Consider the following 11,802-nt stretch of genomic DNA (forward strand, 5'->3'; position numbering starts at 1 on the left):
ACGACGGAGATGGATGCTTGTCGGCGCCCGCATGAAAGGAGGGTGAATGTGGATACACTAGATCGTACCCCACCTCAAAATATTGAGGCGGAACAAGCCGTTTTAGGTGCAGTATTCCTGCAACCCGAAGCCCTAATCACAGCCTCGGAAATTTTAATGCCTGATGATTTTTATCGCCAGGCGCATCAACATATTTTCCAAGCCATGCTCGAACTGAGCGACCAAGGAAAAGCCGTCGATGTGGTAACTATATATGAAGCATTGGCGTCCACTGGAAAAATTGAGGATGTCGGTGGCTTGCCGTATTTGACGGAGCTTTCTGGAGCGGTTCCGACCGCAGCCAATTTAGAATATTACGCCCATATTGTGGAAGACAAAGCCTTGTTGCGTAGACTGATTCGCACCGCGACGCAAATCGCGACGGATAGTTATGCGCGCGAGGATGAAGTCGAAACCCTCATGGACGAAGCCGAAAAGAATATTTTGGAAGTTTCTTCACGTAAAAACGTAGGGGCTTTTAAAAATATTAAAGATGTCCTCGTCAAAACGTATGATGATATCGAGATTCTTCATAATCGAAAAGGTGATATTACTGGGATTCCGAGTGGATTTAGTGCGCTTGATCACATGACGGCGGGTTTTCAACGCAATGATTTGATTATCGTGGCCGCCCGTCCTTCCGTGGGTAAAACCGCCTTCGCACTGAATATCGCGCAAAATGTGGCTACTAAAACCGATGAAAATGTCGCGATTTTTAGTCTCGAAATGGGGGCGGAGCAGCTCGTGATGCGGATGCTCTGCGCAGAAGGTAATATCAACGCTCAGAACTTGCGTACCGGTTCCCTAACCGCCGATGATTGGCAGAAGTTGACGATCGCGATGGGGACGCTATCTAATTCGGGTATTTATATCGATGATTCACCAGGCGTGCGTGTGAACGAAATCCGTTCTAAATGCCGTCGTCTGCAACAAGAAGCTGGCCTTGGCATGATCGTGATTGATTACTTGCAGCTGATTTCAGGAAGTGGCCGTAATGGCGGTGAAAATAGGCAACAAGAAGTTTCCGAAATTTCACGTTCCCTAAAAGCTCTTGCGCGGGAATTAAAAATCCCGGTTATTGCACTGTCGCAGCTGTCACGTAGCGTGGAATCACGACAAGATAAGCGCCCAATGATGTCAGATATTCGTGAATCTGGTTCGATCGAGCAAGATGCGGATATCGTGGCCTTCTTATATCGTGACGATTACTATGATCATGAAAGCGAGAACGATGGTACAATCGAAATTATCATTGCCAAACAGCGTAACGGACCAGTTGGAACCGTGCAGTTGGCGTTTGTAAAAGAATATAATAAATTCGTCAACCTCGAAGTGAGGTATGATGACTCTCAAGTTCCGCATGGAGCCTAGGATGCAAAAGCAGTTGTAACAGCCAAATTTGGTTTTACAACTGTTTTTTTATTTTGCAAACTGTAACAAAATCTATGCATTTGGGACTCATTTACAGGAAATATGTTATTTTTTTTGGGGTAAATAATGGTATCGTTAAAGTACGGTTAAGATAACAAGAGAGGGGAGGGCGAATAATATGCAAGAGATGTTAGTTGAATTATACAGTCACCGCGTCATTCGCAATCGATTTAATTACGAGAATTTTTTGGATACATTGTTAGAAAATCGAGTACCTTATACGAAGAAGACTGTACCTAAACAAACAGTTCTAATAATGGAGAAAGAAATTGATCCAGTCGTATATTTTATCGAGAGTGGTGTAGTTTCATTAGAACGTGAGGGGCAAGTCATTTCATTTTTAGGGGCTAGCCAGATTGCTGGGTTAAGTAACACTTTTATTATTGAGGAAAGTTTATATACTTTTAGAGCGTTAGAGCGATGCAGTGTGTATGCGTTTCAACGTGAAGCTGTGGTTGAATTATTACTCAGTATGCAAGAGGGCTGGATTTATTTGTATATGAATCACATGAACCATGACGGTTTCTTAGTAGAACAATGTTTAATTATGCGAGAACCGAGTGAAATACGGCTGAAGCATTGTTTAGCAGCATTGTTACCGAAATATGCTGTTTTAGAAGGCGAAACAGTGATACTGGAAAGATGTTTCACAAAGAAAATTATTTCGAATTATGCTAATGTAAGTACGAAAACAATGACGCAGACGTGGAAGAATTGGAGTGATGAAGGGTATATTGATGGTGCTGCAAATCAGTTTATATTCCATTCCATTGATTTTTTGCAAGAATAGGACAGAAAGAGGATAGTGCCCGTATAAAAGTGGCGAGACTATCCTCTTTTTATGTTTTAGAGCGTGTAGGTCATGGTGTAATCGTCCATGATGAAACCGCCGCCGACATCGGTTATAAGGGCTTTTTCGACGGTGAACCCCATTTTTTTGTAGGCTTCGATGGAATTTATGTTGTATTTATTCACGAAAAGTCGGATGCTTGGCAAGTTGTTTTTTTCTGCAAATTGGGTGATTTCGGTGAATAGTTGTTTGCCAATTCCTTGTTTGTGGTAGGTGGGATCAATGTATAGTTTACTAAGGAATAGTTCGGTGTCTTTTTGGTAGAATGCCGCGTAGCCAACGAATGTGGAGTCTTGGTAGGCCATGAGGTAGGTTGTGCCATTCGTGATTTCGCTATATATGGTGTCAGCGGATTGGAATTTGTTCAACATGTAGTCGATTTGTTCTTCGGTAATGATAGAAGGATAGTGTTCGTGCCAGATGTGGTGTGCGAGTTTGGAAATATGTTGGCTATCTTCTTTTGATTTTGCAATTTTTATATGCATGGTAAAACTCCTTTATTTGAAAGATAGTATTATCGTAGCATATTGGAGATTTGATGGGAAGTGGAGCGGGTTGGGAAGGTAGACAAAACTCATAAAAATAGACTTATCATAGGAGTTGCTCGTGTGTCATTGATTTTCGAAATGGGGGTCGATATACTGAGAATGAAAACGAATACAAAAATGGCTGGAAAACTGTTTTGGGATAGGTGAGAGGGGCGGGATTTGATGAAGAAAACGGCGTACATAATTTCACATTCGCATTGGGATCGGGAGTGGTTTTTACCGCTGGAGACGTTGCGTTATCGGTTGGTGACGTTGCTGGATGAGACGGCGGATTTGTTGGAGAATAAGGATGGGTTTGATTATTTTCATTTGGATGGGCAGACAATTATGTTGGAGGATTATTTGGCGGTGAAGCCTGGGGCGCGGGCGCGGATGGAGCGTTTGGTTCGAGACGGAAAATTGCGGATTGGTCCTTGGTATATGTTGCAGGATGCGTTTTTGACGAGTAGTGAGGCGAATGTGCGAAATCTGCTTTATGGGATGCAGGATGCGCGGGAGTTTGGCGCGGTGGAGCGGATTGGGTATTTTCCGGATACGTTTGGGATTTATGGTCAGGCGCCGCAACTTGTGAAACAGGCTGGGATTGATTCGGTGATTTTTGGGCGGGGCGTGAAGCCGACTGGATTTAATAATCAGGTTTTTGAGGGTGGTTACACGTCGCCGTTTTCGGAAATGTTTTGGCAGGCGCCGGACGGGACACGGGTTTTGGGCGTGTTGCTGGCGAATTGGTATTCGAATGGGAATGAGATTCCAGTGGGGCGCGAGGATGCGTTGGCATTTTGGGATAAAAAACTTGCGGATGTGGCGGATTATGCGTCGACGGATGCGTTGCTGTTTTTGAATGGGTGTGATCATCAGCCGGTGCAAGTGGATTTACCGGAGGCGTTGGATGTGGCGCGGGAGCTGTATCCGGACGTGGATTTCAAGCATAGTCATTTTACGGAATATGTAGCGGAGTTGCGGAAGTTGTTGCCGAGTGAGGATTTGCAGGTGATTGAGGGCGAGCTTACGAATCAGCGGACGGATGGCTGGTCGACATTGGTGAATACGGCTTCGTCACGGATGTATTTGAAGCAGGCGAATCAACGGGTGCAGCAGTTGCTTGAGAAGCAGGTTGAGCCGATTGCGGTGATGGCGACGCGGACTGGGACGGCGGCGTACCCGGAGGAGTATTTGAAGTTTACGTGGAAGTTGCTGATGGAGAATCAGATTCATGATAGTATTACGGGCTGTAGCGTGGACGCGGTGCATCGGGAGATGGAGACGCGATTCATGAAGGCGGAGCAGGCGGCGCGCGCGATGCTGGACGATAAGGTGGCACGGATTGTGCGGCGAGTGGACACGACGGCAAAATTTGATGGGGGCGCTGAGGCTGTGCCGGTTGTGGTGTTTCATACGTCGGGTTATGCGGCGACGTGGGTCGTGACGGTGGATGTGGAGTTTGCGCGGACGTATTTTGCGGAGATGCCGTTTGAGGAGATTCCGGCGTATTTGGATTCGTTGCCAAGTGTGCGATTGGAGATTCGGGATCGGGACGGGAATTTGGTGGATGCGGACGTGACGGAGCTTGGGATGCAGTTCGATTATGAGCTGCCGGATCGGGCATTCCGGAAGCCTTATTTTGCGCGGCGCTATCGTGTGCGCTTTGTTGCGGAGGATTTGCCACGGATGGGTTTTGCGACGTATTTTGCTGTACCTGTGCGGGGTGAAAAGGAGACTGTAAGGGTTGAAAATGACGCGAAACGGTTGGAGAATCAGTTTTTGCAAGTGGATGTTGCGAAAAATGGTTCGTATACGCTGGTTTGTAAGGAGTCGGGGCAAACGTTTGCTGGGCTTGGGGCGTATGTGGATCAGGGCGATATCGGGAATGAGTATATGTTTAAGGAGACTGGCGACGGGCTACGGGTTTCGACGGAGGGCTTGGACGCGGAGTTTGTGGTTTTGGAGAGTTCGAAGGTTCGCAAAACAGTGGAGATTACGCATCGGATGATGTTGCCGGAAAGTGCGGATGCGGAGGCTTTTTCGGATGAGAAGGCGCGTGTGGTTTGGCATCCTGGACGGGTGTCGCCGAGATCGGAGCGTTTGCGCGAGTTTGTCGTGCGGACGAGATTGACGCTTGAGTCGGGTTCGAAGGCGCTGAAAGTGGATGTACGTTTGGATAACGACGTGGCGGATCATCGTTTGCGTGCGGTTTTCCCGACTGGAACGACGCGCGCGACGCATTTTGCGGATAGTGTTTTTGAGATTGTGGAACGGCCGAATCAGGTGAGCGAGGAGTGGCAAAATCCGAGTAATGATCAGCGGCAGCAGGCTTTTGTGGCGGTTGGAGGCTTGATGGTGGTGAATCGTGGTTTGCCGGAATACGAGGTGAACGCGGATGGTTCGGAGATTCGTTTGACGTTGTTACGTGCGAATTCGGAGCTTGGTGATTGGGGCAACTTCCCAACTCCTGAGGCGCAGTCGTTTGGCGAGCAGGTCGCGGAATTTTATGTGATGCCGTATGTGGAGGAGACGCTTCGGACGGAGGCGGCGAAATGGGCGTATGAGTATCAGATGGAACCGCTGGCTGTGCAGGCGGATGGGCAACATGACGGGGAGCTTTCGAGTCGTGTGGAATTTGCGATGTGGCATGACGCGCCGGGACTTATTTTTTCTAGCTGGAAACGGGCGTCGAGCGGGGACGCGGAAATTTTGCGATTTTATAGTGTGAGTGAGACGGTGCGGGAGATGGCGTTGCTGGATGAGATGCGCAAAACGACGATTTTGGAGGAAGCGGTTCCGGATGTGGCGTTAGCGCGGAGTTGGCAGGTTGCGCCGAGTGAAATTATAACGTGGAGAAAAGAGGATGGGAAATGACGACGAAAAATGTGCCGAAAAGTTTTCAGAAAATGATTAATCGGGTTGCGGAGGTTTTTCCAGAGCATGAAAAGTTACAGGAAATGTTTCAGCAATGCTTTTTAAATACGTACGCGACGACGCTGACGGAGACGAAGGAGGGCTTGCCGTTTGTGATTACTGGGGACATTCCTGCGATGTGGTTGCGGGATTCGACTAGCCAAATTCGGCCGTACTTGATGGTGGCGGAGGATGATCCGGAGATGGCGGCGGTGATTGCGGGACTTGTGAAGCAGCAGATGCGTTTTGTGCAACTGGACCCGTATGCGAATGCGTTTAATCAGGAGGCGAACGGGAAGGGTTTTCAGACGGATAAAACGGAGATGTCGCCGCACGTTTGGGAGCGCAAATATGAGATTGATTCGCTTTGTTATCCGATTCAGCTGGGCTATTTGCTGTGGCAGAGTACGGGAAGTTTGGCACATTTTGACGCGGATTTCCGTCGTGGTGTGGCGGCGATTCTGGCTGTTTGGAAAACGGAACAGCATCATGAAACCGAGTCGCCGTATTCGTTTGAACGTGCGGATGTTCGCCAGTCGGATACGCTGAATCGTGATGGAAAGGGTACGGAGGTCGCGTACACCGGCATGACGTGGAGTGGCTTCCGGCCTAGTGATGACGCGTGTCTTTACGGTTATTTGGTGCCGAGCAATATGTTCGCTGTGGTCGCGCTTGGTTACCTCGAAGAAATCAATGAGGCGTGTTGGAAAGACGCGAATCTTACCACGGAAATCGCGACGCTAAAATCGGAAATTGAGCAGGGAATTCAAGATTTTGCGCTGCAGGAGCATCCTTATTATGGCGAAATGTACGCCTATGAAGTCGATGGAACTGGACGTAAAAATTTCATGGATGACGCGAATGTTCCGAGTCTCCTAGCCGCGCCGTACTTAGGTTTTGGCGATTTCACCGATCCAAAATACCTCGCAACACGGCATTTCATTTTGAGTCGCGAAAATCCTTTTTATGTGGAGGGAAGTCAGCTGACGGGGATTGGCAGTCCGCATACGCCAGATCATTACGTGTGGCCAATCGCGCTTAGTGTGCAAGGTATGACGGCGACGAATTTATCGGAAAAGCTAGCGATTCTGGAGATGCTGACAACGACGGATGGCGGTACTGGTTTTATGCATGAAGGCGTCAACGCGAGCGATCACAACGAGTACACCCGCGAATGGTTCGCCTGGTCGAACGCGATGTTCAGCGAATTCGTTCTGAGTCTGTGTGGCATCTGCGTGAAAGGCTCGCCGCTAGCCAAAAATACAAAATAAAATGCGAAAAGAGTGCGCCTAATTTGGCTCGCTCTTTCGTTGTAGGAGATGATATATGATGAATAAAGTAGAAAAAATGGATAAATTCTTCGTCGCCAGCCAGTGGTTGATCCGCTTCGTCTGGGCGAACCTCATTTGGATGTTTCTGATCGTTCTAGGGCTGGGCATTTTCGGCTTCATGCCAGCAACCGCAGCGCTTTTCACCGTAACTCGGAAATGGTCGCAAAAAGATATTGATGTCGCGATTTGGCCGACCGCTTGGAAAGCCTACAAAAAAGCCTTCGTAGAGACCAATTTGGCGGGATTATGTTTCGCGGCGATTCTGGGATTCCTATACATCGATCTCCGCATCGTTTTTGCAACAATGAATGGCTTGGCGTCAAGCTTGCTCTACTTTTTTCTGTTTTTCCTATTCGCGATGACGATACTTGCGCTCGTGAATTATTTTTCCGTTTACGCGCATTTCATTTATCCGCTACGAGGCTATGTTATCCAGTCGTTCTTGCTCGCCTTCACAAGCTGGAAAACCTCACTGCTGCTCATCGCGGGCTTTGGAATCGCGGCTTATCTCATCGCCCAAGTCCCAGCGCTCATCCTCTTTATCTCAGGCGTTTTGCCGGCGTATTGGGTGATGAAAGTCAATCTCGTTCGCTTTCAGAAAATGCAAGCAAAAATCGCAGCCCAATCCGCGCAAAATGTGGCATAATAGGGACTGGGGGTGTTTTCTAAAATGAGTGCAAACAAACGAAAACGGCGAATTTTTCAGCGCATGTTATTGATTTTTTCCTTAACATCGCTGTTCACCGTCGGACTACTGCTGTTTTTCATATCCAAATACTACACGAACATAAAAGTCGATGCCGTGTTGCAAGAAACGAAAGCGGTTTCAGAGTCGCAACTTGTCGCAGTGGACCGAAAAGAAGCCGCGCTCGTCGCCATGACGCAGGAAATCTATAAAAACAGCGATCTCATGAATGACGTCCAGATTGCGATGACCCACGATTACGCCGACTATATCCGGCAGAACATCGATAACTATTACGCGCGGCAAGGCTTTTACAGCGTGGATTTGCAGAGTTTTCTGAGGTCCTATTTTACATATGATGAGGATGTAATCGCGGTGCAGCTTGTGTCGGCGGACAAAGAATTCACGTATACTTTTCCGACAAATTATGGCAAATGGCAACCGTTTTTCGAAAAATACGGCGAGAAAAAACTGCTACAGAGCATTTCGCGTAAAGAAAATGTATTCCGATTGGGCGAGAGCCTCGTGTTCAAGCAAGTCATCAATGATCCGAGTACGCTGCAACCGCTTGGAACCGTTTTGATGTACACCGACCCCGGATTCCTAGGCGATCTGATTCCAAGTACCAAATCAGCATCCACATTCGCCGTCCTAAACCGCGAAAAGGCAACGCTATACAGCAATCACGCGCTCCCTGACATCACGTCCGAAAATATGGAAAATGGCTACCGTCACGGCAGCGGCTACATCCAAACCACCGAAGAACAAGCATCCGGCGTCTTCGGCCAAGTCGTCATCCCAGAAAGCCAAATCGGCGGCATCCCCGTTCTCCAATGGACACTATTCGGCGTCGGAGTTGGCCTCGTCCTGATTTCCATCGCGGTCAATTTTTTCATCAGCAGGCGCTATTCCAACCGCATCCAGGTTATTATCGACGGCATGGATCAAATGGAAAAAGGCGAGCTCCACGCCAAGCTTCCCGTCGACGAACGCGAAGATGAACTCACGCTGATCAGTCAAAGCTTCAACAAGATGGGAGACAGCCTGAACGACTACATTAAGCAGGTTTACACGCTCGAAATCGAGGAACAGAAAGCCCAGTTGAAAGCGCTACAAGGCCAAGTCGAGCCTCATTTCCTCTACAACTCTTTAGAAGCCATCCGCATGCACGCGAGGTTAGAAGGCGCGAAGGTGACCAGCAACATGATTTACCACCTATCCACGCTTCTGCGCTACACCGCCGACAATATCGAGATGGTCACGCTTGCCGACGAGGTCAACTACGTCCGCCAATACTTACAATTCATGGAACTCCGCTACCAACAAGAAGTCCCATTTTTCCTAGAAGTCGAAGAACCACTATTAGAACACCCATTTTTAAAATTCACGCTACAACCGCTCGTCGAAAATTTCTTCAAATACGCGCGACATGAGGAAAAGCGAACGAGCCTCACGTTCAGCGCAAAACGAGTTGGCGGCGTACTCGAAGTGAGGATGCGTGACGACGGACTCGGCATTACAGACGACAAAATGCGTCAAATACAGAGCGATCTCGCGGATGAAAAAAGCGAACAGGGCCGCATTGGACTTGTGAATATTCACCGCCGCATCCAGCTTTATTTTGGAGAACAATACGGACTCGCGATTACGAGCATCGAAGGCCAGGGCACCGAAGTGACACTACGCGTTCCATACACATCGCAGGGGAGGAAAAACTATGTTGAAAATGCTTTTAGTAGATGACGAACCGCTGATTGTGCAAGGTTTACAGGCGGTAATTCAGGAATTTGATGAGGAAATTGAGATTATTGGAACCGCGAAAAACGGGATGGAGGCGCTGACGCATTTCGCGAATGAGCCGTGCGACCTCGTGATTACGGATATCAAAATGCCGAAAATGGACGGTTTACAGCTGATTGAGGCTTGGAAAAAAGAACAACCCGAGACGAAATTCATCGTTTTGTCGGGATTCCAGGAATTTGAGTATGTGAAACGAGGACTCGCAATCGGGATTGAGAATTATTTGCTCAAACCGCTGAACGAGACGGAGTTACTTGAAACAATCACGCAGATTAAAGAGAAAGTGGAGGCCGATTTTCAAGCGACGGGAGACGATGCCGCATACTATATTTTGCGGGATAATGCGCTATGGCGTTGGCTAAATGACCGCATTGGGATGGAAGATTGGAAGGAACGGATGGCGCTTTATAAAATGCCGCTTGCCAAAGAAATGAGGACGGCGCTCGTGTGGATTCAGCCGATGTATGGACAGGTAGACCGAACGGCGGACGGCTGGAAAAAGCTACAGAGCCATTTGCGCGCGGAATATCCTTTCATGTTGCTAAATCCCGAAGAAGAACTGCTCATCGGTTTAATGGCGGAGGACGATGCTGGAATCGCGGCGCAGATCACGACGGTATACGAAGAAATCGGGGCCCTCATCGGCGTGGAACAATGCTTCTTTTTGATGAGCGAAGTTGGAACCGGAACCGCCTATTTTCCGAAAGCATTCCGCGGCCTCGAACAACTACTCCAAGAACGCCTCGTCTCCTCACCAGGCACACTTATTTCCGCCGACAAAATTTTACCGCATCGCTGGCGCCCGAATTTCAGCCAACATCAACTAGCGCGCGCCCTCGTTTTGCAGGAAAAAGAAAAGACGCTAACCTGGCTCGATAATTTTTTCACCGAATGGGAGGCACACCTTTACGAAAGCGACCCACATCAAGTCATCCGCGTGCTCAGCGAAGTCGCGCTCATGATGTCCGAATCCGACCCGGAGCAACTACTAAAAGCGATCCGCAGACTAGACGGCGCCGCAACCCCATGCGAACTCAAAACCACGATGCTGGAGCTGATTCACCCATTTTTCGATCGCAATCAACACGATGACAACAGCAAAAGTCCGATTATCCAGAAAATCATTTCTTACGTCACCGAACATTTCACAGAGGGCATGTCACTGAAAACGCTAGGCGCCAAGTTCCACATTAACGCCGTTTATCTCGGTCAACTTTTCCAAAAAGAAGTCGGCAGTCATTTCACGGACTACCTCAATCAATACCGCGTCAACCATGCCAAAGAAGTGCTGCTAACAACCAAGCAACCCGTGACCGCGATCGCCGAAGAATCAGGCTACACCGACATGGCCTATTTTTACCGGCAATTCAAGAAATACACCGGCTACACCCCGAACGGCTTCCGCAAAAAAGAGAAAGTACATTAAAAAAGTGTCGCGTCTCAGCTTACAGAGTGGGGCGCCATTTTTAATACAGGTGGAATTTGCTAAGTTGAAAACGCCGAGCTATAATTGATGTAGTACGCGAAAAGGGGGGACGATATGAGCACTCGTCTGAAAGTACTGTTTATTTTATTAGGCCTCATCTTAGTGATTATACTAGGTTATGTGATATACAAAGATTACTACGCGGATTTCATGCTATTTCTTGACCCAAAAGCAGACCGTGCCCACCTAATGGAAAGTATCCGCAGTCATAAATTAAAAGACGCGTTACTTCTAGTGGCTCTGACCGCTGTCATGTGCGCTATCCCAGGCGTCCCCAACTCGGTTATCGGCATTTTTATAGGTGTGTGTTTCGGTCCGTGGATTGGTGTTTTAATGAACGTCAGCGGAAATATACTGGGAAACTTCATTGTTATCCTAATTTTGCGCAAATACGGTTTATCCAAAAAAGCGAAAGATCCCGGAGAATTCATAACGAATATTTTAAACATGAAAAAGCCTACCGTCGGGATTACAGTAGGGTACATGATACCGGTGCTTCCATCCGTGATTGTGAATTACGCAGCAGTAAAACTGAAATTACCGCTGAAATCTCTTTTGCTGGCGGTGACAATCGGTGTTTTGCCAACCTCCTTTTTATACGCATTTGGAGGAGACGCCTTACTTAAAGGAAATACTAAGATCGCCATTTTATCGATCGTTTGCGTTGTGATTCTTGTATTCGTCCTGCGAATTTTCCAAAAGAGACAAGTACGAAGCAATGCGTGATTGGCGCTATG

The 11,802-nt window shown here is 48.0% G+C and carries 9 protein-coding genes; 8 read left to right on the forward strand and 1 reads right to left on the reverse strand.

The window, feature by feature from the left end; genetic code table 11:
* The first annotated feature begins 9 nt into the window (after nt 1–9).
* Nucleotides 10–1,410, forward strand: coding sequence for a replicative DNA helicase (dnaB, locus tag EP58_RS15590; RefSeq protein ID WP_052171474.1), 1,401 nt, complete (start codon nt 10–12; stop codon nt 1,408–1,410).
* A 178-nt stretch (nt 1,411–1,588) separates the two neighbouring features.
* Nucleotides 1,589–2,260, forward strand: coding sequence for a Crp/Fnr family transcriptional regulator (locus tag EP58_RS15595; protein ID WP_052164946.1), 672 nt, complete (start codon nt 1,589–1,591; stop codon nt 2,258–2,260).
* A gap of 56 nt (nt 2,261–2,316) precedes the next feature.
* On the opposite strand, the gene EP58_RS15600 is transcribed toward EP58_RS15595, so the two are convergent.
* The gene (locus EP58_RS15600; RefSeq protein ID WP_036094754.1) at nt 2,317–2,805 is read right to left on the reverse strand and encodes a GNAT family N-acetyltransferase; all 489 of its coding nucleotides are present in this window, start codon (nt 2,803–2,805) and stop codon (nt 2,317–2,319) included.
* Between the two features lie 222 nt (nt 2,806–3,027).
* Here EP58_RS15600 and EP58_RS15605 point away from each other — a divergent pair, with 222 nt between their 5' ends.
* From EP58_RS15605 to EP58_RS15630, 6 genes are all read left to right on the forward strand, one after another.
* Complete coding sequence (locus EP58_RS15605; protein ID WP_036094755.1) at nt 3,028–5,724, forward strand: alpha-mannosidase; 2,697 nt, start codon at nt 3,028–3,030, stop codon at nt 5,722–5,724.
* Nucleotides 5,721–7,034 carry a glycoside hydrolase family 125 protein gene (locus EP58_RS15610; RefSeq protein ID WP_036094756.1) on the forward strand — a complete coding sequence of 438 codons (1,314 nt, stop codon included), beginning with the start codon at nt 5,721–5,723 and terminating at the stop codon, nt 7,032–7,034. Before EP58_RS15605 ends, EP58_RS15610 begins: the two co-directional genes overlap by 4 nt.
* Nucleotides 7,035–7,089: 55 nt before the next feature.
* Nucleotides 7,090–7,740, forward strand: coding sequence for a YesL family protein (locus EP58_RS15615; protein WP_236637267.1), 651 nt, complete (start codon nt 7,090–7,092; stop codon nt 7,738–7,740).
* Between the two features lie 24 nt (nt 7,741–7,764).
* Nucleotides 7,765–9,522: a sensor histidine kinase gene (locus tag EP58_RS15620; RefSeq protein WP_036094757.1), complete on the forward strand. Its 1,758-nt coding sequence runs from the start codon at nt 7,765–7,767 to the stop codon at nt 9,520–9,522.
* On the forward strand, nt 9,497–11,005 hold the full coding sequence (locus EP58_RS15625; RefSeq protein WP_036094758.1) for a response regulator transcription factor: 1,509 nt from the start codon (nt 9,497–9,499) through the stop codon (nt 11,003–11,005). The genes EP58_RS15620 and EP58_RS15625 overlap by 26 nt, the downstream gene beginning before the upstream one ends.
* Before the next feature lie 114 nt (nt 11,006–11,119).
* Nucleotides 11,120–11,791 (forward strand): TVP38/TMEM64 family protein, encoded by a 672-nt coding sequence (locus tag EP58_RS15630; protein WP_036094759.1) that lies wholly within the window; start codon nt 11,120–11,122, stop codon nt 11,789–11,791.
* The last annotated feature ends 11 nt before the right edge of the window (nt 11,792–11,802 follow it).

It is taken from the genome of Paenilisteria newyorkensis, from assembly GCF_000766145.1.
GTDB classification, from domain to species: Bacteria; Bacillota; Bacilli; order Lactobacillales; family Listeriaceae; genus Listeria_A; species Listeria_A newyorkensis.

What these genes read in the sequence shown, in the direction of transcription:
- EP58_RS15620 (WP_036094757.1), top strand. Translation starts at nt 7,765, where the DNA reads ATGAGTGCAAACAAACGAAAACGGCGAATTTTTCAGCGCATGTTATTG.
- dnaB (WP_052171474.1), top strand. Translation starts at nt 10, where the DNA reads ATGGATGCTTGTCGGCGCCCGCATGAAAGGAGGGTGAATGTGGATACA.
- EP58_RS15610 (WP_036094756.1), top strand. Translation starts at nt 5,721, where the DNA reads ATGACGACGAAAAATGTGCCGAAAAGTTTTCAGAAAATGATTAATCGG.
- EP58_RS15595 (WP_052164946.1), top strand. Translation starts at nt 1,589, where the DNA reads ATGCAAGAGATGTTAGTTGAATTATACAGTCACCGCGTCATTCGCAAT.
- EP58_RS15600 (WP_036094754.1), bottom strand. Translation starts at nt 2,805, where the DNA reads ATGCATATAAAAATTGCAAAATCAAAAGAAGATAGCCAACATATTTCC.
- EP58_RS15630 (WP_036094759.1), top strand. Translation starts at nt 11,120, where the DNA reads ATGAGCACTCGTCTGAAAGTACTGTTTATTTTATTAGGCCTCATCTTA.
- EP58_RS15625 (WP_036094758.1), top strand. Translation starts at nt 9,497, where the DNA reads ATGTTGAAAATGCTTTTAGTAGATGACGAACCGCTGATTGTGCAAGGT.
- EP58_RS15615 (WP_236637267.1), top strand. Translation starts at nt 7,090, where the DNA reads ATGATGAATAAAGTAGAAAAAATGGATAAATTCTTCGTCGCCAGCCAG.